The sequence below is a fragment of the Kutzneria buriramensis genome (assembly GCF_003387475.1).
GTDB lineage: Bacteria > Actinomycetota > Actinomycetes > Mycobacteriales > Pseudonocardiaceae > Kutzneria > Kutzneria buriramensis.
Genome location: NZ_QUNO01000004.1, coordinates 401,650 through 420,615, shown reverse-complemented (window position 1 = coordinate 420,615; position 18,966 = coordinate 401,650). Strand labels below are relative to the sequence as shown.

Annotated in this window: 21 protein-coding genes and 1 tRNA gene; 9 read left to right on the top strand and 13 right to left on the bottom strand. The window is 70.6% G+C overall.

Annotation, left to right across the window (positions count from 1 at the left end):
* Positions 1 to 9: 9 nt before the first annotated feature.
* The 3 genes from BCF44_RS14070 to sp36 all read right to left on the bottom strand — a co-directional run bounded on the left by BCF44_RS14070 (position 10) and on the right by sp36 (position 1,304).
* A complete protein-coding gene (locus BCF44_RS14070) occupies positions 10 to 606 on the bottom strand; it encodes a hypothetical protein (RefSeq protein ID WP_116174930.1) in 597 nt (198 codons plus the stop codon).
* Positions 607 to 696: 90 nt separating this feature from the next.
* On the bottom strand, positions 697 to 1,152 hold the full coding sequence (locus BCF44_RS14065) for a RidA family protein (protein WP_116174672.1): 456 nt from the start codon (positions 1,150 to 1,152) through the stop codon (positions 697 to 699).
* A complete protein-coding gene (sp36, locus tag BCF44_RS14060) occupies positions 1,149 to 1,304 on the bottom strand; it encodes a Sp36 family protein (protein ID WP_116174671.1) in 156 nt (51 codons plus the stop codon). The genes BCF44_RS14065 and sp36 overlap by 4 nt, the downstream gene beginning before the upstream one ends.
* 35 nt (positions 1,305 to 1,339) lie before the next feature.
* On the opposite strand from sp36, the gene BCF44_RS14055 reads away from it, so the two are divergent.
* Genes BCF44_RS14055 through bagB form a run of 3 tightly spaced genes read left to right on the top strand, consistent with a single transcriptional unit; the run spans position 1,340 to position 3,770 of the window.
* Positions 1,340 to 1,591 carry a hypothetical protein gene (locus tag BCF44_RS14055; RefSeq protein ID WP_116174670.1) on the top strand — a complete coding sequence of 84 codons (252 nt, stop codon included), beginning with the start codon at positions 1,340 to 1,342 and terminating at the stop codon, positions 1,589 to 1,591.
* Between the two features lie 50 nt (positions 1,592 to 1,641).
* On the top strand, positions 1,642 to 2,646 hold the full coding sequence (gene bagA, locus BCF44_RS14050; RefSeq protein WP_170217526.1) for an ATPase BagA: 1,005 nt from the start codon (positions 1,642 to 1,644) through the stop codon (positions 2,644 to 2,646).
* Entirely contained in the window at positions 2,646 to 3,770 is a 1,125-nt protein-coding gene (gene bagB / locus BCF44_RS14045; protein WP_116174668.1) for an ATPase BagB, read from the top strand. Before bagA ends, bagB begins: the two co-directional genes overlap by 1 nt.
* A gap of 100 nt (positions 3,771 to 3,870) precedes the next feature.
* On the opposite strand, the gene BCF44_RS14040 is transcribed toward bagB, so the two are convergent.
* Positions 3,871 to 4,173 carry a WhiB family transcriptional regulator gene (locus BCF44_RS14040; RefSeq protein WP_116174667.1) on the bottom strand — a complete coding sequence of 101 codons (303 nt, stop codon included), beginning with the start codon at positions 4,171 to 4,173 and terminating at the stop codon, positions 3,871 to 3,873.
* Positions 4,174 to 4,418: 245 nt separating this feature from the next.
* On the opposite strand from BCF44_RS14040, the gene BCF44_RS14035 reads away from it, so the two are divergent.
* Positions 4,419 to 6,791 carry a transglycosylase domain-containing protein gene (locus BCF44_RS14035; RefSeq protein WP_246015017.1) on the top strand — a complete coding sequence of 791 codons (2,373 nt, stop codon included), beginning with the start codon at positions 4,419 to 4,421 and terminating at the stop codon, positions 6,789 to 6,791.
* A 158-nt stretch (positions 6,792 to 6,949) separates the two neighbouring features.
* On the opposite strand, the gene BCF44_RS14030 is transcribed toward BCF44_RS14035, so the two are convergent.
* Together BCF44_RS14030 and BCF44_RS14025 are read right to left on the bottom strand one after the other, a co-directional pair.
* Positions 6,950 to 7,396 carry a hypothetical protein gene (locus BCF44_RS14030; protein ID WP_147328491.1) on the bottom strand — a complete coding sequence of 149 codons (447 nt, stop codon included), beginning with the start codon at positions 7,394 to 7,396 and terminating at the stop codon, positions 6,950 to 6,952.
* Between the two features lie 111 nt (positions 7,397 to 7,507).
* Positions 7,508 to 7,978, bottom strand: a complete 471-nt coding sequence (locus BCF44_RS14025; RefSeq protein WP_116174664.1) for a GatB/YqeY domain-containing protein — start codon at positions 7,976 to 7,978, stop codon at positions 7,508 to 7,510.
* 65 nt (positions 7,979 to 8,043) lie between these two features.
* On the opposite strand from BCF44_RS14025, the gene BCF44_RS14020 reads away from it, so the two are divergent.
* Both BCF44_RS14020 and BCF44_RS14015 read left to right on the top strand, forming a co-directional pair.
* On the top strand, positions 8,044 to 9,006 hold the full coding sequence (locus BCF44_RS14020) for a metallophosphoesterase (RefSeq protein WP_116174663.1): 963 nt from the start codon (positions 8,044 to 8,046) through the stop codon (positions 9,004 to 9,006).
* Between the two features lie 21 nt (positions 9,007 to 9,027).
* Positions 9,028 to 9,104, top strand: a tRNA-Pro gene (locus BCF44_RS14015).
* A 307-nt stretch (positions 9,105 to 9,411) separates the two neighbouring features.
* Here the strand turns inward: BCF44_RS14015 and BCF44_RS14010 are convergent.
* Entirely contained in the window at positions 9,412 to 10,299 is an 888-nt protein-coding gene (locus BCF44_RS14010) for a GAF domain-containing protein (protein WP_116174662.1), read from the bottom strand.
* A 289-nt stretch (positions 10,300 to 10,588) separates the two neighbouring features.
* A complete protein-coding gene (locus BCF44_RS14005) occupies positions 10,589 to 11,071 on the bottom strand; it encodes a hypothetical protein (RefSeq protein WP_147328490.1) in 483 nt (160 codons plus the stop codon).
* 126 nt (positions 11,072 to 11,197) lie between these two features.
* Here BCF44_RS14005 and BCF44_RS14000 point away from each other — a divergent pair, with 126 nt between their 5' ends.
* Entirely contained in the window at positions 11,198 to 13,006 is a 1,809-nt protein-coding gene (locus tag BCF44_RS14000; RefSeq protein ID WP_116174660.1) for a S9 family peptidase, read from the top strand.
* 33 nt (positions 13,007 to 13,039) lie between these two features.
* Here the strand turns inward: BCF44_RS14000 and BCF44_RS13995 are convergent, their stop codons facing one another.
* Genes BCF44_RS13995 through BCF44_RS13985 form a run of 3 tightly spaced genes read right to left on the bottom strand, consistent with a single transcriptional unit; the run spans position 13,040 to position 14,626 of the window.
* The gene (locus BCF44_RS13995; protein ID WP_116174659.1) at positions 13,040 to 13,516 is read right to left on the bottom strand and encodes a Dps family protein; all 477 of its coding nucleotides are present in this window, start codon (positions 13,514 to 13,516) and stop codon (positions 13,040 to 13,042) included.
* Positions 13,517 to 13,574: 58 nt separating this feature from the next.
* Positions 13,575 to 13,997 carry an organic hydroperoxide resistance protein gene (locus BCF44_RS13990; protein ID WP_116174658.1) on the bottom strand — a complete coding sequence of 141 codons (423 nt, stop codon included), beginning with the start codon at positions 13,995 to 13,997 and terminating at the stop codon, positions 13,575 to 13,577.
* A 53-nt stretch (positions 13,998 to 14,050) separates the two neighbouring features.
* Positions 14,051 to 14,626, bottom strand: coding sequence for an NADPH-dependent FMN reductase (locus BCF44_RS13985; protein ID WP_116174657.1), 576 nt, complete (start codon positions 14,624 to 14,626; stop codon positions 14,051 to 14,053).
* A gap of 80 nt (positions 14,627 to 14,706) precedes the next feature.
* On the opposite strand from BCF44_RS13985, the gene BCF44_RS13980 reads away from it, so the two are divergent.
* Positions 14,707 to 15,828, top strand: coding sequence for an alpha/beta hydrolase (locus BCF44_RS13980; protein ID WP_116174656.1), 1,122 nt, complete (start codon positions 14,707 to 14,709; stop codon positions 15,826 to 15,828).
* Here the strand turns inward: BCF44_RS13980 and BCF44_RS13975 are convergent.
* A complete protein-coding gene (locus BCF44_RS13975) occupies positions 15,801 to 16,259 on the bottom strand; it encodes a Fur family transcriptional regulator (protein WP_116174655.1) in 459 nt (152 codons plus the stop codon). The two genes, BCF44_RS13980 and BCF44_RS13975, sit on opposite strands and share 28 nt — an antisense overlap.
* Positions 16,260 to 16,342: 83 nt before the next feature.
* On the opposite strand from BCF44_RS13975, the gene BCF44_RS13970 reads away from it, so the two are divergent.
* Positions 16,343 to 17,542 carry an MFS transporter gene (locus BCF44_RS13970; RefSeq protein ID WP_170217525.1) on the top strand — a complete coding sequence of 400 codons (1,200 nt, stop codon included), beginning with the start codon at positions 16,343 to 16,345 and terminating at the stop codon, positions 17,540 to 17,542.
* On the opposite strand, the gene BCF44_RS13965 is transcribed toward BCF44_RS13970, so the two are convergent.
* Positions 17,512 to 18,963 carry a gluconokinase gene (locus BCF44_RS13965; RefSeq protein ID WP_116174653.1) on the bottom strand — a complete coding sequence of 484 codons (1,452 nt, stop codon included), beginning with the start codon at positions 18,961 to 18,963 and terminating at the stop codon, positions 17,512 to 17,514. The genes BCF44_RS13970 and BCF44_RS13965 overlap by 31 nt on opposite strands.
* Positions 18,964 to 18,966 lie beyond the last annotated feature (3 nt).

Genomic DNA, 18,966 nt, shown 5'->3' with positions numbered 1-18,966 from the left:
GGTCTCCTTTCAGGCGTGGGCGAGATCGGCAGCGCCGAAGCACAGCAGTTCGGACACGTCGAGCGCGGCGCGGTGGTACGGCGGCAGCTCGAAGTCGGGCGCCAGCACCTCGACGCACGGCTCGTGCTCGCCGAGCGCCCGCAGCATGCGCTGGAGTTCGCCGGCCAGCCGGTGGTGGTCGTCGACCGCCGACACCAGCACGACACGGTGCGTGGAGTCGCCGGGCGCGTGCCGCCACGCGCAGCGCACCTCGCCGAGGCCCTCGCGGCCGCGCAGCGTCGCGCCGAGCACCACGCCCACCGGGTCGCCGCTGGCGGCCTGGTCGGCGGCCTCGCCGGTGAAGGTGAAGGCCGGCTCCGGCACCGCGCCGATGCCGAGCACGGAGCTGGTCAGCGAGGGATCGGCGCCGATCTCCCGCAGCAGCCCGTGCTCGTCGGCGGTCAGGCCGATCCGGTCGTGCAGCAGCGCCCGGGGCAGTGCCCGGCCCAGCACCGGCAGCGCCCCGCTGGCCAGCCAGTCCCGAAACCGCCACAACTGGGCGTCGGACAGCCGTCCGGCCAGTCTCAGCAGCAGCTCATGCGCGTTCAGCTCGGCGTTGTCCGGCACGCCCACCGCCCCTTCCAGTGGCGCAGGTGACCATCGCGGTCTAGCAGACCAGGAGACGCCACCTTAGCGCCACCCGAACGGGCGACAGAATTAGCCGATTTCGACGATCAACTCCACCTCGACGGGTGCACCGAGTGGCAGCTCGGCCACCCCAACGGCGGAACGGGCGTGCACGCCGGCGTCGCCGAAGACCTCGCCCAGCAACTCGGAGGCACCGTTGACCACGGCCGGCTGGCCGGTGAAGCCCTCGGCGGAGGCGACGAAGCCGACCACCTTGACCACCCGGGTGATCGAGTCCAGGCCGACCAACGCGTCCACCGCGGCCAGCGCGTTCAGCGCGCACGTTCGGGCGTAGCCCTTGGCCTCGTCCGGCCCGATCTCCCCGCCGACCTTGCCCGTCGCGGGCAGCGCGCCCGCCACGAACGGCAGCTGGCCGGAGGTGTAGACGTGCGAGCCGGAGCGGACCGCCGGCACGTAGGCGGCGACCGGAGCGGCCACCGCGGGCAGCTCGATGCCCAGCTCCTTCAGCCTGGCCTGCCAGCTCATGCCTTCTCCCGCTTGAGATAGGCGACGTGCTGCTCGCCGCTCGGGTTGGGCAGCACCGTCACGAGCTCCCAGCCGTCCTGGCCCCACTGGTCCAGGATCTGCTTGGTCGCGTGGATCAGCAGCGGGACGGTGGCGTACTCCCACTTAGTCATGCCGGCAGCCTATCCGGCACGCTATTTTCGATCACGTGGAGACGTGGCGGATCATCGCGACCTGCCTGTGCGCGTTCGCCGGCGTGGTGATGATCCTGCTGATGACCGGCAAGGTCCGCGACCGCCGGGACAGCACCGCCGGCGACATCTGGCGGGTCGCCGCCTGGGCGTCCCTGTTCTTCCTGGCGTTGTGCCTGCTCATCGGCACCGTGCTGCCCAGCACCGTGGTCTGGGGCATCGTCGCCGCCCAGTACATGATCCTCGTCCTGATGCATCACATCGGGTAACCCGTCACAACCGAAAGCGACGTCCGATGGCGACGCCTAGGCTGGATGCCGTGACCACTCCCATCGTCGGCTGGACCGAGGAGCTCAGCCGAGCCAGGTTGCACGTGGTCACCGGCAAGGGCGGCACCGGCAAGACCACCGTGTCCGCGGCGCTGGCCATCGCGCTGGCCACCGGTGGCCGACGCGTGCTGCTCGTCGAGGTCGAGGAGCGGCAGGGCATCGCCCAGCTGTTCGACCGGCCGCCGTTGCCGTACTCCGAGGAGCGCATCGCCTCCGCACCCGGCGGCGGCGAGATCCGCGCGCTCGCGGTGGACGCCGACGCGGCGTTCATGGAGTACCTGGCCATGTTCTACAACCTGGGCTTCGCCGGGCGGACGCTGCGCCGGATGGGCGCGATCGAGTTCGTCACCACGCTCGCGCCCGGCCTGCGGGACGTGTTGCAGACCGGCAAGGTCAAGGAGTGCGTGGGCCGCACCGAGGCGACCGGCCGGCACATGTACGACCACGTGGTGCTGGACGCGCCGCCGACCGGCCGGGTGGTGAAGTTCCTCGACGTCACCAAGGCCGTGCAGGACGTCGCCAAGGTCGGTCCGATCAAGGGCCAGAGCGAGGGCGTGGTGCGGCTGATGCACTCCGGCGACACGGCCGTGCACCTGGTGACGCTGCTGGAGGAGATGCCGGTCCGCGAGACTCTGGACGCGGTCGTCGAGCTGGACGGCGCCGACCTGCGGCCAGGCGCGGTGTTCGTGAACCGGGTGCGGCCGGCGCGGCTGGCCGACCGCTCGGTGCCGGCCGCGGCCGACGGCCGGGTGGACGCCGCCCGGGTCCGCGCCGGACTGGCCGCCGCCGGCCTGAAACTGGCCGACGACGAGGTCCAGGGCCTGGTCGAGGAGACCGTCGAGCACGCGGTGCGGCTGCGGGCCGAGACGCGTGCCCGTGAGCTGCTGGCCGAGGCCGACCTGCCGGCGGTGGAGCTGCCCGAACTGGTCGACGGGGTCGACGTCGGCGCGCTCTACGAGCTGGCCGAGGTGCTGGTCGACCAGGGGGTCCGCTGATGGCGGCAAAGCTTCATGTCGACAAGTTGCTGGACGACCCGGCGACGAAGGTGATCGTCTGCTGCGGCTCCGGCGGCGTGGGCAAGACCACCACCGCGGCGGCGCTGGCCGCGCGGGCGGCCGAGCGCGGGCGGCGCACCGTCGTGCTGACGATCGACCCGGCCCGCCGGCTGGCGCAGTCGCTGGGCCTGCGGGAACTGGACAACACCCCACGGAGGGTGCAGGTCGAGGGCTTCGACACCGAGGACCGGCTGCACGCGATGATGCTGGACATGCGCCGCACGTTCGACGACATGGTGCTGGCGCACGCGGGCCCGGAGCGGGCCGAGCAGATCCTGGGCAATCCCTTCTACCAGACCATCTCCTCCTCGTTCTCCGGCACGCAGGAGTACATGGCCATGGAGAAGCTGGGGCAGCTGGCGGCGGACGGGTCGTGGGACCTGATCGTGGTGGACACCCCGCCCAGCCGGTCCGCGCTGGACTTCCTGGACGCCCCGCAGCGGCTGTCCACCGTGCTGGACGGGCGGATCATCCGGCTGCTGTCGGCGCCGGCGCGGGCCGGCGGCCGGGGCCTGCTGAAGATCGTCGGCGCCGGGTTCGGGCTGTTCACCAAGGCCATCTCGACGATCATCGGCGGGCAGCTGCTGGCCGACGCGTCCGCCTTCGTGCAGGCCTTCGACAGCATGTTCGGCGGCTTCCGGGAGCGGGCGCAGAAGACCTACCAGCTGCTGCGGTCCCCGGGCACCGCGTTCCTGGTGGTGGCCGCGCCGGAGCCGGACGCGCTCCGCGAGGCGTCCTACTTCGTGGAGCGGCTGGCCGCCGAGTCGATGCCGTTGGCCGGGCTGGTGCTCAACCGCACCCATCCGGTGCTGGCGAAGCTGCCGGTCGGCCGGGCGCTGGCCGCCGCCGACGAGCTGGACCGAGCCGGCGACGCGCCGCTGGCCGCCGCCGTGCTGCGCGTGCACGCCGACCGGGTGGCCGTGGCGACCCGGGAGCAGCGGCTGCTGGCCCGGTTCACCAAGGCGCACCCGTCGGTGGCCGTCACCGGGGTGCCGGCGCTGGCCGAGGACGTGCACGATCTGGCCGGCCTGCGGGAAATCGGCCGCCGGCTGGCCGGTGAGTGAAACGACAGCTTCGTTTCACCGGGGGCGGCGGGATTGCCGCCCCCGGCAAAATTGGTGTCGATCTTGGATTGTTTTTTGAGCCCTCAACAAAGGGCGTCGATCAACTGACCTTGTACTCGCCGAGATCGGCATGCTCGCGCCGTGCGGACTCCAGCAACTCGAACCACGAGTCGACATCCGGTCGACGACGGAGCAGAGCCCTGCGCTCACGCTCGGTCATTCCGCCCCACACACCGAACTCGATGCGATTGTCGAGCGCCTCGGACAGGCACTCGGTCCGCACCGGGCAGCTCAGGCAGATGACCTTGGCTTTGCGCTGCTCAGCGCCTCGAACGAACAGCTGTTCCGGATCTTCGTCACGACACATGGCGTTGACACGCCAATCCCCCTGAACGAACTGCATGACCCCCGCTCCCCTACGTCTCGTCCAAAAACCGATACCCCCCGGTACCGGGTGCCGTAGGCTGACCGCGGGTGCGGACTGTCCTCCGGCGTTGTCATGAGACGTTGACGGACTGTAGAGCCATCCGGTTCCCATGCCAACACCGGGTTACCCGAATGTGAGCTTCACCCACCCGAAGTGGTGAATGAACGTAGCGGTGAGCGCTCACACCGGAGCACCACGTGATGACGCGTACTGTGGCTGTCGTGCGTGTCGGCAACGGTCTTGTGAAGTTGGTCGGTTTGTGCCTTTTGGCCGGTGTTCTGGTCGCGGGCCTGCTCTTCCCCACGGTCGGGGCGCTAGGCGTGGTCTCCAACCGCGCGAGCGACACCGTCGACGCCACGTCGGCGGACCTGGTCACCACCGACCCGCCGCTCATGTCCGTCGTCGAGGACAAGGACGGCAAGCCGATCGCGTACCTGTACCAGCAGTACCGCGTCAACACGCCGTCCGACCAGATCTCGCCCTTCATGAAGGCGGCGATCGTCGCCATCGAGGACCGGCGGTTCTACCAGCACGACGGTGTGGACTGGCAGGGCACCTTCCGCGCGATGCTGACCAACCAGGTCAACGGCAGCGTGTCGCAGGGCGCGTCCACCATCACGCAGCAGTACGTGAAGAACTACCAGGTGCTGGTCGCCGGGCGCGACGACAAGGCCGCCCAGGAGCAGGCGCAGGCGCAGACCGTCGCCCGCAAGCTCAAGGAGGCGCGGGTCGCGCTCCAGCTGGAGAAGAAGCTGTCCAAGGACGAGATCCTGACCCGATACCTCAACCTGGTCACCTTCCTCGGCCGGGTGGACGGCGTCGGCACCGCCGCGCAGGTGTTCTTCAACACCACCCCCGACAAGCTCAACCTCCAGCAGTCCGCGCTGCTGGCCGGCGTGGTCAACAACCCGGTCAGCTTCGACCCGTGGCAGCACCCGCAGGCCGCCAAGAACCGCCGCGACCAGGTGATCGACGCCCTGGTGTCGACCGGCAAGATCACCCAGGACACCGGCGCCGCCGCCAAGAAGACCGACCTGGGCGTCGGCCCCGAGCCGCAGCTGCCCGGCTCCGGCTGCGTGGGCGTGGCCCCGGAGGACGGCTTCTACTGCGACTACGTGCTCGGCTACCTGCACGACGCCGGCTTCACCGGGGACCAGTTGCAGACCGGTGGCTACGTGATCAAGACCAACCTGGACCCGGGCATCTCCAAGATCGCCAAGCAGGCGGCCGAGACGAACGTGGGCAAGACGGCCAGCGGCATCGCGAACACGTTCGTGATCGTCAAGCCGGGCACCCAGTCGCACGACATCGTGGCCATGGTGGCCAACCGGGACCTGGGCGTGGACTCGGCCCAGGGACAGACCCTGACCAACCTGCCCGCCGACGTCAGCGACAACTTCGGCGCCGGCTCCATCTACAAGATCTTCACCACCGCGGCGGCCATGGAGAAGGGCCAGGTCGGCCTCAACACCGGCATCCCCAATCCGAAGACGTTCTGCTTCTTCCCACCGGTCCGGTACCCCGACACGAAGTGCCACACGGTCGCCAACGACGACGCGACCAACCCGGATCCGATCACCCTGCACGAGGCGCTAGCTATCTCGCCGAACACCTCGTTCACCAACGTCGAGCTCGGCGCGGGCATGCCGGCGGTGCTGGACATGGCGTCGCGGCTGGGCATGCGCAACACAATGAAGACCAACCAGGCCGGCGGGGCGCCGGACCCGAACGGCGCGAACGAGCTGACGACCAAGCCGCAGAGCCAGTCGATGCTGAACAATGTGTCGTTCACCCTCGGCGTGACCCCGCTGAGCCCGCTGGAGCTGGCCAACGTCGGCGCGACCCTGGCCAGCGGCGGCGTGTGGTGCCCGCCCAACCCGATCGCCGGGGTGACCGACCACACCGGCAAGCCGGTCCAGATCAACGCCCCGGCCTGTGAGCAGGTGGTCAACAAGGCCGTCGCCGACACGATCGTCAACGGCCTCAAGGACGACACCATCAGCGGCACCTCGGTGCAGGCCGCGAAGAATGCGCACTGGACCCGACCGATGGCCGGCAAGACCGGCACCACCGAGACCAGCCGGTCGGTCGGATTCCTCGGCATCCTGCCCAACTTCGCGGCCTCATCCATGGTCTACGCCGACGGCTCCACGCCGGAGCCCATCTGCGGCACGCTGCCCGTCCACAGCAGCCCGAACTGCGCCGGCGCCAACGGCGCGTTCGGTGGCACCGTGGCCGCGCCGACGTTCTTCAACGCCTTCAACCAGATCCTCGCCGGCACGCCGACGCTGCCGCTGCCCAACGCCGACCCGGCGTACATGGACAAGAACAACCATGGGCCCGCCATCCCGTACGTTGTCGGCCAGAACGTCGGCGACGCCACCAATGCGCTCAAGTCCGCCGGCTACCCCGGCGTGCAGACCGCCGACTTCAACTCCACCGCCCCCAAGGGCACCGTCGTCGGCGAGACCCCGATCGGCTCGGCCCCGCACAGCCAGACCGTCACGCTCTACGTGAGCACCGGCTTCGTGCCCCAGGCCCCGGGCGCGACCTCACCGCCACCGACGTCAACGTCGAACACACCGGGCGGCTGACCTGACGAGGGGCCGGGAGCGATCGCTCCCGGCCCCTCGTCATTCGCAGGCGCCGCACGATGACGCCGAACGACAGCGCCGCGATCAGGTACGCCACCCCGGACAGCGGCCGTTTCCGCTGACGGCCGTACAGCGACCACGTGCGCTCGCCGTAATGGTCACTTCGACTTGCCTGTCGTCACCAGGTCGACCCCGAGCACGCCAGCCATCGCGGCCAGCTGCTCCCGGGTGTAGGCGTCCCGGAAGGGAACCAGCACTTTTCCGTCGGCATCGACGAAAAAGCCGATACCGGACCGCGGAACGATGACCTTGGCGACGGCCGCCCGCCGCGCGGAGCCGGCCACGCCGACCAGGGTGTGTACCCGGACCTGTTCTGCGTCGATGACGATCCTGGTGCGGCGCAGGTAGGCGATGGTCGGCCCGACCACGAGCACGACCACGGCCAGCCAGGCCAGGAGCTGACCGACGCCCCGGCCGGCCACCCCGCCGCCGAGCAGGCCGGCGGCGAGGACGCCGGCGGTGAGCAGTCCCATCACGGACACCAGGTACGACACGCGCCCGTTGCGCAGGGAACAGCGGTACACCGCCGGCTCCGACATCGACACCGCCACCAGCGTCCCTTCGCACGTGGGCGAACGCCGGAAACCGAGGAATCCAACAAGGTTCCGGGGCGACCCACAGGACCGGGAGCGGACGACTCCCGGCCCATCGGCGCCTCAGCCCAGCAGCTTCGCCTTCACGGCGGCGGCGACCCGGCCGCCCTCGGCGCGGCCGGCGACCTTCGCATTGGCGGCCTTCATGACCTGCCCCATCTGCTTCTGCCCCGGCTGCTCGCCCGACTGCGCGGCGACCTCGGCGACGGCCTGCGCCACGATCTCGGCGAGCTCCTCATCGGACAGCTGCGCCGGCAGGTACGACTTCAGCACCTCGGCCTCGGCCAGCTCCGCGTCCGCCTGCTCCTTGCGGCCCGCGCCGGCGAACGCCTCCGCCGCCTCGTTGCGCTTCTTCACCTCGCGGGTGAGCACCTTGAGGACCTCGTCGTCGGACAGCTCACGCGCGACCTTGCCGGCGACCTCCTCGTTGGTCACCGCCGCCAACGCCATCCGCAGGGTGCCGACCACCGTCGTCTCCCTGGCCTTCATCGCCGCGGTCAGATCGGTCCGCAGCTTCGCCTTCAACTCCGCCATGGGCGCAAACGCTACTCCGGCGGGCACCACAACCCCGATCGAGTAAACGGCCGTACCCTGGAGGCGTGAAGACGTTCGGTCGGATAGTCGTGGGCACCGCCGCCCTGGGAGCAGCCACCGTCGGCTACGCCGCCGCCATCGAGCGGACACGGTGGACCCTGCGCGAAGCCACCGTGCCGGTGCTCGCCGAAGGCGCGGCGCCGCTGCGGGTGCTGCACATCTCCGACCTGCACATGATGCCGGGGCAGCGGTCCAAGCAGCGCTGGGTCGCCGACCTCGCCACCCTCGCACCCGACCTCGTCGTCAACACCGGCGACAACCTGGCCCACCGGCACGCCGTGCCCGCCGTCGTGCGGGCCCTCGGCCCGCTGCTCGACCTGCCCGGCGTGTTCGTGTTCGGCAGCAACGACTACTACGCGCCCAAGCCCAAGAACCCGGTGCGCTACCTGCTGCCCAAGGCCCGCAAGAAGCGCATCCACGGCATCCCGCTGCCCTGGCGCGACCTGCGCGCCGCGTTCGTCGAACACGGCTGGATCGACCTCACCCACAGCCGGCAGACCTTCAGCGTCGCCGAGCAGACCATCGTCGCCGCCGGCGTCGACGACCCGCACCTCAAGCGCGACCGCTACGAGGACATCGCCGGCCAGCCCGACCCCTCCGCCGCGCTCCGGCTCGGCGTCACTCACTCACCCGAGCCCCGGGTCCTCGACCTGTTCGCCGCCGACGGCTACGACCTCGTCATGGCCGGCCACACCCACGGCGGCCAGCTCCGCGTGCCCGGCTACGGGGCGCTCGTCACGAACTGTGAGCTGGATCGCACCCGCGCCCGTGGCGTCTCCCGCTGGGGCGCCCACACCTGGCTCAACGTGTCCGCAGGCCTCGGGACCTCGCCTTATGCGCCCGTCCGCTTCGCCTGCCCGCCCGAAGCCAGCCTGCTCACCCTCGTGCCCCGCAGCAACGTCGCAGGTCAAGACGGGTCCGGCCGCGGAAACCGGACCCGATTCGGAGCTGGCGCGGACATCAGCTAGACTTCCCCTCGTTCGATCAACCGGGGTGTGGCGCAGTTTGGTAGCGCGCTTCGTTCGGGACGAAGAGGTCGCAGGTTCAAATCCTGTCACCCCGACCAGGTCAGGGGCTGCTCGCTGTATAGCGGGCAGCCCCTGATTTGTGTCTGAGTGACTACGCTCCTTCGACCGCGAAGGTCCGTCCGGCGACAGCCGATGCGATGGCTTCCACCGGGCCGCCTCACGCCTGCAAGACAGTCAGGTTGCCGTCCACTCCGAGGCCTGCGGCCAAGACGGAGACCAGCCCCAGCGTGGTGCGGGCGCGGGCATGACTCAAGATCATCCGACTTTGTGAGGAACAATCGTTTCTCCATTCCCGGCCCCACAGGCACGCAGAGAGAATCGATTGCGAGCCAACTCGTGCCTGGCTCAGGGCCTGCCGAGTTCGTACATGCTCAGTTGAATTGCGCGGATGGTGTCGTCCAGCGTGGCGATACCGGCCCGCAACTGCTGGACGAGGAGGTCGTCGCTGCTTAGCGACAGGGCCGCGGCGAAGCTCAGTCCGGCGTCGAGGATCCCGTTGACCGCATCGTCGAGCAGCTGTGCCAGGGCCGCCTCACGCGAGACCGACCTCGGCGTGGTGCCGTTCGATGCCACCGGAGACGCAATGCCCAGCTGGCGGGCGATGACCTCACCGGCGAGGTGGCCGTAGAGCTCGATGAACCGCAGGTCCCGTTCACCTGGCTCGGCGGGATGCGGCCGGTGGGTGGAGATCATGCCGATCATCCGGCCGGCGCGGTCCACCAGGGGAGTGGACTGGACGGCACGAACACCGGCAGCGCGGAACACTCGTTGATGCGGGGCACAGGCCAGGTCTTCCCGAACGTCGGGCACGACCACCTGGGCACACGAGGAGGCGGCCCGTCCACAGACGGAACCGCCGTCGTTGACGACCGCGAAGTGGTCGAGGAACTCGGGGCCGAACCCGAGTTGGGTGACCAGTATCAGCGAGCCGTCCCGAGGGTCCAGCAGCTGGATGTTCCCGGCCTCGGCGCCCGTCAGGGACAGCGCATCCTCGAGCAGTGTCGGCAGGACCGCCGCGAGCCCGGGGCGTTCGTGCAGATCAGTGGTCGCTTCGTGCAGGCTCCGGACCAGTTGGGGTTCGTTCAGGCTGAGATCGATGTAACCAGCCAACTGGCCGGGTGTCGGGGTGATCGCCGCCGCTGCGGTCGGACGGGCCTGACCTGTTGGATCGAGGTAGGAGGCCGTGACATGCTCCAACGACGCTGTCAGGTTCTGGCCCGTGCTCATCGACATGCCGCACCTCAAGCCCTCGACCTGGACGCCCCTGACCTGGACGTTCCAGGCGTAGGTCCCAGATTACGGCCGCGAGGGACCCTCAGACTCCGCCGATCTGCCGAACGGGCGACGCCGAGCGCACGACGCGAGCCGTCGTATCAGGGGACCTACCAACTCCTACCCACGACAGCTCTACGGACGAGATCACAGACTGCTGAGTGGTAAATCCCTCGGACAAGGGCAAGGCAGGAGGCGCTCCGTCCCCTACACCTTTCCTGCTCTCCACTCCTTCGCCTTGCCAGAGCGGTCAGGGAATCGAGAGGGAGTGTCGGAGGTGGTCGCGGAGGATGTTGATGGTGGCGCTGAGGTGGCGGGAGGCGGCGGCTAGGTCGGCGGTGGCGGGGGAGGTGCGGACGGTGGCGGCGGTGGTGAGGAGGTCGTCCACTGCTTGGGTGGCGGCCTGGCGGATTTCGTTGGTGCCTATGAGTTTCAGAGTGGCAAGGGTGTCGCTCATGGTGGTGACGGCGGCGTGGAGTTCGGCGTAGGTGGCGTCGTCGGGCGGGTTGTGCCAGGTGTCGACGACGATCTCGCGCCAGGCGTTCATGGTGACGAGAAGGGTCAGGGCGGCGTCGAGGCGTTTGTCGCGCCAGAAGATGTGATCGGCACGGCGGATGGCGGCGGCCTCGCGAGAGAGGTCGCGGCGGGTGGTGATCAGTTGCGTGGCCAGGACGCCGAGAAGACCGATGAGACCCACGGCCAGGGGGACCCAGATGGAGACCTGCGGCTGCATGGCGGCAAGGTAGTTGACACGGCGGTTTGAGAACGTTTTCATTGATGCGGCGGATCGACCCTGGCCGCCACCAGGGGCGGTCCGCACCCTCGTGAAGAACGCCGCCGGTCGTGACAGGATCGGGGGGTGACCAATCATCCCGTTGCCCCCGTGCCGGATCGGCTGTTCGAGGACCCCGAGGCTGAACAGCGCTGGCGCGCGCGGTTCACGGCGCGACGGGTGTCGCTGCCGGACTGGGCGTTGAACGCGCCGGACCGCTCCCTGTACGTCTCCAACGCCAGCGGGGTGTGGGAGGTGTACGCCTGGGACCGCGCCACGGACACGCACCGGCAGGTCACGGACCGGCCGAACGGGACCCTGCACTCGACGCTGAGCCCGAACGGCGAGCAGATCTGGTGGTTCAACGACACCGATGGCGACGAGTTCGGCAGCTGGGTGGTGGAGCCCTACGCCGGCGGCGAGAAGCAGCCGGCGCTGCCGGGGGTGCACGACGGGTACCCGGCGGGCCTCCAGGTCGGGGACGGCACGGTGGCGGTGGGGGCGTCGACCGATGACGGGACGACGATCTGGGTGACCCGGGGCGGCCAGCCGGAGGTGATCTACGTCAACGAGAACGACGGCGGCGTGGCGAGCCTGTCCCACGACGAACGCCTGCTGGCGATCTCGCACTCGGAACACGGCGACAGCCGGCACCCTGCACTGCGCGTGCTGAACGTGGCCGACGGCGTGGTGGTGGCGGAGAAGTGGGACGGCAAGGGCAAGGGCCTGGACGGCATCGCGTTCTGCCCCGTAGCCGGCGACCCCCGCCTGCTGGTGCTGCACGAACGCCGCGGCAAGGAAGAGCTGCTGATCTGGGACGTCGAGGCCGACACCGAGACGGAGATCCACCTCGACCTGCCCGGGGAGCTCTCCGCCGACTGGTACACCGACGGCAGCGCGCTGCTGATCGTGCACAGCTACCGGTCGCGGACCACGTTGCACCGCTACGACATCGCCGCCGACGAGCTGTCCACTCTGGACATTCCCAAGGGGACGATCGGCGGCGCGGGCGCGCGGCCGGACGGGTCGGTGGAGTACTCCTGGTCCTCGGCGGAGCACCCGTCGGTGGTGCGCACGCTGAGCGCCGACGGCGACCGCGTGCTGCTGACGCCGCCGGGTGACAAGGCGCCGTCCTCACAGCCGATGGAGGATGCCTTCGTCGGTGACGTGCACGCGCTGATCTCCCGCCCGGCGAACGCCGGAGACGGCCCGCTGCCAACGGTTTTCGCCATCCACGGCGGCCCGCACGCGAACGACGAGGACCGGTTCTCGCCCTACCGCGCGGTCTGGCTGGACGCCGGCTTCGCGGTGGTGCAGGTGAACTACCGCGGCTCCACGGGCTACGGCTCGCAGTGGCGCGACGCGATCGAGGGCCGGCCGGGTCTGACGGAGCTGGAGGACATCGCCGCGGTGCACGACTGGGCGGTCGAGTCCGGGCTCGCCGACCCAAGCAAGTGCGTGATCAACGGCGCGTCCTGGGGCGGCTACCTGACCCTGCTGGCGCTGGGCGTGCAGCCCAAGCGCTGGGCGGTCGGCGTCGCCGGCGTGCCGGTCGCGGACTACGTCGCGGCGTACGAGGACGAGATGGAGCCGCTGCGGGCCTTCGACCGCGCCCTGTTCGGCGGCTCGCCGGAGGAGCTGCCGGACCTGTACCGGGAGTGCTCGCCGCTGACCTACGTGGACGAGGTGACGGCCCCGGTGCTGGTGCTGGCCGGCGAGAACGACCCGCGCTGCCCGATCCGGCAGATCGACAACTACCTGGACCGGCTGGCCGCGCGCACGGCCCCGTACGAGGTGTACCGGTACGAGGCGGGCCACGGCTCACTGGTGGTCGCCGAGACGATCAAGCAGACGGCCATCGAGGTGGACTTCACCCGGCGGGCCCTGGGCATGTGAGACGGGTGGGGCCGCGCGGCCCCACCCCTCGCCTCACGCCAGCTGGGCCTGCCACATCCAGTGGGCCTCTTCCAGCTTGGCGGTCAGCTCGATGATCAGGTCCTGCGTCACCAGGTCGGTGTCGTCGGTGGTCTTGATCCGCGCGCGCATGCGCTGCACGACCTCGCCGACGGTCGCGGTGACCGCCTTGATCACGTCCTCGTCGTTGCGCCAGCCGACCGCGAACTCCGGCACGCCGGAGTGCTTGGCCACGGTGCCGGCACGCCCGTCCGGGGACACGCCGATCGCCGAGGCGCGCTCGGCGACCTGGTCGGTGTACTCGCGGGCGGCGGCGACCAGCTCGTCGAGCTGGAGGTGCACGCTGCGGAAGTTGCGTCCGACCACGTTCCAGTGCGCCTGCTTGGCCACCAGGGACAGGTCGATCAGGTCGACCAGCGCCTCCTGGAGCACCTGCCCGGTCGCGTCCCGCGCCTTGGCCTCCAGCGGGCTGGTGATCGGGGCCTTGCCCATTGCTGCCTCCTCGGGAATCGGGTACGGATCGAGTACCCGAGGAGGCAGCGGCTAAAAGTCACACCGTGGCGTTGACGGTCACGTCGATGTTGCCGCGGGTGGCGTTGGAGTACGGGCACACCTGGTGCGCGGCGGCGACCAGCTGGTCGGCGGCGCCCTGCTCGAAGCCCGGGAAGTGGCCCGACAGCTCGACGGCCAGGGTGAACGCGCCGCCCTCGAGCGGCAGCAGGCTCACCTTGGCGGTGATGGACGTCTCGGGCAGGGTGATCTTCTGCCGGCGGGCGACCGCCTGCAGCGCGCTGTGGAAGCAGGCCGCGTAGCCGGCGGCGAACAGCTGCTCGGGGTTGGTCTTGTCGCCGCCGGGGCCGCCGAGCTCCTTCGGCACGGCCAGGATCTCGTCGATCACGCCGTCGGAGGAGCGGACCTCCCCGTTGCGGCCTTCGCCGATCGCGATCGCCTCGGCGGTGTACAGCGCTGCCATGTCGGTCTCCCTACTGCTCAAAGTTACCGACCGGTACAACGCTCCGACCCGGCTCAATGAAGTCGGTGGTGACCGACTTCACCCAGGGCGAACTCGGCGACCTGCCGCCCGACCAACCGCAGCGAGTCGTAGGCCCGCTGGTCGGAGCACGTGCCGTCGGTCTCGAAGCGGACCTCCGCAGTATTCAGCGGCACGCCCAGCGGCGTGGGCCAACCGCGCAGGGCGTGCACGATCGAGCGAAGCGCGGTGAGCGTGCTCACGGCGGCCTGCCACCCCATCGCGCTGGTGACGCAGCCGACGGCACGGCCGTCCAGGAACGGGTGCGGGTCGTCGCTGAGGTCCTGCACGTAGTCGAGGGCGTTCTTGACCAGCCCCGACAGCGAGCCGTGGTAGCCGGGCGAGACCAGCACCACCCCGTCGGCGTCGCGCAGGAGCTCGACCAGGCGGGTCGCGGCCTCCGGGCGTTCCGGCACGGCGGGGTCGTAGAACGGCAGCACCAGGTCGGTTCCGGTGATGGCGATGGTCTTGACGCCCGCGTCCTCCGCGCCCGACAGCGCGACGTGCAGCGCCCGCTCGGACTGCGAGTCGGCCCGCAAGGAGCCGCCGATACCAACCACCGTCACCGTCATACACACACCGTACGAGTTACAGCGCGCTTGAGGTCAAGATCCCTCGCTCCGGTACCTACCGACGGGTAGTGTCCTGCCCCATGGCGACGCTTGCGCAGTCCATTCCGGTCCGATGGCAAGGCAAGTTGCTTCAGGCGCTGTTCGCGCTGCCGGCGCCCGCGCGGCGGCTGATCGCCGGCCGGCCGGTGCGCATCGACGGCCAGACCCTCGACCTGGACGCGCAGCTGCTGCTGAAGATGCAGCGCCTGTCCGGGGTCGAGCTGCACGGCAAGAGCGTGCAGCAGGCACGGGCGGCGATCAGCGGCGGCCGCGAGCTCGTCGGCGGCGCGGAGATCGAGCCCGTCTCGACCAAGGATCTGTTGCTGCCGGGCGACATCCCGGCCCGGCTCTACCGCCCCGGCGACCTGCCGGAGGGCTCGCCGCTGCTGGTCTTCTTCCACGGCGGCGGCTTCGTCATCGGCGACATCGACAGCCACGACGGGTTGTGCCGGTTCCTCGCGCGCAACGCCGGTGTGCGGGTGCTGTCCGTCGGCTACCGGCTCGCCCCGGAGGACCCCTTCCCGGCCGCCGTCGACGACTGCGTCGCCGCCTTCAAGTGGGCGGTGTCGGAGGCGTCCGCCCTCGGCGCGGACCCCAAGCTGATCGCGCTCGGCGGCGACAGCGCGGGCGGCAACCTGTCGATCGTCACGGCGTTGCAGGTCGCCTCGGGCAACGCCCGCCCGGTGTTCCTGCTGCTGCTCTACCCCACCGTCGACGCGACGACCCGGCGGCGATCGCGGGAGCTGTTCGGCAACGGCTACTTTCTCACCGACGCCGGCATGGACTGGTTCATGGAGCGCTACGTCCCGGACCCGGCGACCCGGCCGGACCCGCGGGTGTCGCCGCTGCTGGCCGAGGACCTCAGCGGGCTGCCGCCCACGTACCTCGCGACGGCCGGCTTCGACCCGCTGCGCGACGAGGGCGAGCTGTTCGCCCGTCGCGTCGCGGAGGCCGGCGTGCCGATCGTGCTGCGCCGGCACGAGGGCCTCTTCCACGGCTTCGCGAGCATGACCGGCCTGGGGCACTCGTTCAAGGAGGCGACGCTGGAGGCGGCCAGCGCGCTGCGCACGGGCCTGGCGATCAGCCGCAACGGCCGGCCGCGGCGCAAGGCCGTGAAGCCCGACGAGCTGAACGGCTACCCGGTAGGCGGCTGGCTGACCTGAGCCCGCAGGCAGTCCGGGCAGCGGCCCCAGAACACCACCTCGGCCTCGTCCAGCTCGAACCCCAGCGAGTCGGACGGGTCCAGGCACGGCGCGGGGCCGACCGCGCAGTCCACGTCCTCGGTGCGGCCGCACCCGCGGCACACCAGGTGGTGATGGTTGTCACCGGTACGCGTCTCGAAGCGGGCGGCCGAGCCGGCCGGCTCGATCTTGCGCACCAGCTCGGCCCGCACGCAGGCGTTGAGCACGTCGTACACGGCCTGCGTGGACACCGAGCCGATGTGGTCGCGCACGCCGGTCGCGACCTGGTCGGCGGTCGTGTGCGGATGTCCGGCGAGCCACTCCAGCACGGCGAGCCGGGGCGCGGTCACCCGCAGCCCGGCCGTGCGCAGGCGTCGGCGCAGTGTCTGCACGCTGGAGTCGTCGAGAGTCATCGTTCAACCAGCTCACCACGCATCCTTGAATCCGACAAGAAATCGGTTGCGCGGCGGGCCTGGTACCTAGTGACATCGAGCGTGTGGTCTTGACGTCCTACGGCCGGGTGGCGCGCCTGCCCGGCGTGCGCACCCTGTTCGTGGTCACCGGGCTGGCTCGCATCCCGGCGGCCGCCTCGGGCGTGACCATCACCCTGCACGTAGTGCTCGGCCTGGGCATGGGCTACGGCGAGGCCGGCGCGGTGGCCGCCGCCACCACGATCGGCATGGCGCTGGGCGGCCCGATGCTCGGCCGGATGATCGATCGTCGCGGCGTGCGCCGGACGGTGCTGCTGAGCACGATCGCCGCGGGCGTGTTCTGGGCCTCGATCCCCTGGCTGCCCTACTGGTCGCTGATAGTGCTGGCCTTCGTCGGCGGTGTGCTGGCGCTGCCGGTGATGTCCATCGCCCGGCAGTCGATGGTCGCGTTGCTGCCGCCGGACGACAGCTACCGACGGCCGGCGTTCTCGCTGGATTCGGTGCTCACCGAGCTCTCGTACATGGTCGGGCCGTCCGCCGGCGTGTTCCTGACCACCACGTTCTCCTCGACCACGGCGATGTTGACCGTCGGCGCCGCCTCGGTGCTGTCCGGCGTCTGGCTGTACGCGCTGGACCCGCCGGTGAAGTCGGAGGAAGCCGAGCAGCACGAGCATGCGCCGCTGATGTCGTGGCTGCGTGGGCCGATGATCGCCGCGCTGGTGATCGCCGGCGCGATGGTGCTGATCATGGCCGGGTCCGAGGTGGCGATCGTCGCCGCGCTGCGCCAGACCGGCCAGGTCGGCTGGTCGGGGCTGGTGATCGCGGTGTGGTGCCTGGCCTCGGTGGTCGGCGGCATCGTGCACGGCGCGCTGCCGCGCCCGGTGCCGCTGGTCGTGCTGATCACGCTGGTCGGCGCGACCATGATTCCGGTCGGCCTGATCACCAGCCAGTGGTGGCTGCTGGCCCTGGCCTTGGTGCCCAACGGATTGCTGTGCGCGCCCACCTTCTCGTCCACATCGGACGCCGTGACGCGGCTGTCGCCGGAGTCGGTGCGCGGCACGGTGATGGGCGTCTACAGCTCGGCGTACACCATCGGGGCGGCCATCGGCGCGCCGCTGATCGGCGTGGTCATGGACAACTCGTCACCGGCGTGGGGCTTCGCCGCCGCGGGCGGCGTCGGGCTGCTGGGCACTGCGGTCGGCGTCGCGCTGGGCGGGCGCAAGCTCGGCCGTCCTCAGCTGTCGAGCTCCCTCAGCGCGTCGTAGATCCGTTCCAGCGCCGGGCGGTTGCGGGCCATCCGGTGGCTGGCGAACTCTTCGGGCGCGACCGTGTCGACCGGCGTCACGAGGTCCGCGGCCGCGTCCAGGGACGGCAGCTCGCCGAGCGCGCGCCAGCCCAGAAGTGCCGCGCCCACACCGGATCCCTCGTTGCCGTCCACGAAGGACAGCGGCTGCCCGAACGCGGCGGCGATCACCGACGTCCACAGTGGACCACGGAAGGCGCCGCCGGTTGCGCGGATCTCGTGCACGCTCGCGCCGGCGTCCCGAACGGCGTCGAGCACCAGCGCCAGCTGCTGGCCGACGCCCTCGATCATGGCCCGGGTGATCACCGCCCGGCCGTGCTCGCGGCGCAGGCCGACCAGCACCGCCCGCGGATCGGGGTCCCACCAGGGCGCCCGTTCTCCCAGCAGGTAAGGCAAAGCGAGCAGGCCGGCGGCGCCCGGCGGCTCCGCCTCGGCCTCCGCCAGCAGCTCCGGGACCGGCACGCCGAACACCTCGGACGCCCACTGCGCGACCACGCCGCCGTTGCTGACCGCGCCGCCGAGCACCCACAGCCCGTCGGCCAGGGCGTAGCAGAAGACGCGGCCGCGATCGTCGACGCCGGGCCGGTCTCGGACGACCCGCAGCGCGCCGCTGGTGCCCAGTGACAACGCCGCCATGCCCGGCCGGATCGCGCCGACGCCGAGGTTGGCCAGCGGCCCGTCGCCGCCGCCGGCGATCACCGGCAGGCCGCTCGGCAGGCCGGCGATGCCGTCGGCCAGGGCCAGCGCCCTGGTCGGCTCGACGAGCGTCGGCAGTTGGTCGGCGTGCACGCCGGCGATCGCCAGCGCCGGCCCGTGCCAGGTCAGGTCGTACATGTCGAACAGGCCGGTGCCCGAGGCGTTGGAGTGCTCGGTGACCAGCCGTCCGGTGAAGCGGGCCAGCACGTAGTCCTTGAGGCCGGCCCATTTCGCGGCCCGCTGGCAGATATCCGGCTCGTGCTCGGCGAACCAGGCCAGCTTGGCCAGCGGGAACGAGGGGTGCACCGGGGCGCCGGTCGCCGCGTGCAGGTCCAGCGCAAGGCCGCGGTCCGCCCGCAAGCGTTTGGCGATGTCGGCGGCGCGGTGATCGGCCCAGCTCAGCGCCGGGGTGATCGGCTCGCCGTCACCGTCGAGGGCGAGCAGCGTGTGCATCGCCGAGCTGAACGACAGCGCGCGAATGTCGCCTTCGGTGCACTGCACGCACTCAGACAACGCCTTGGTGGCGGCGGCCAGCACCACGTCCGGGTCCTGCACGGCCTCGCCGTGCTCGCCGGTCTTGAGCGGATAGCCCTGCTCGGCGGTGGCCACCACCCGGCCGTCGGGCCGGGTGGCGACCACCTTCGTCGCCGTGGTGCCGAGGTCGACACCCAACACGACCTCGGTCATGTC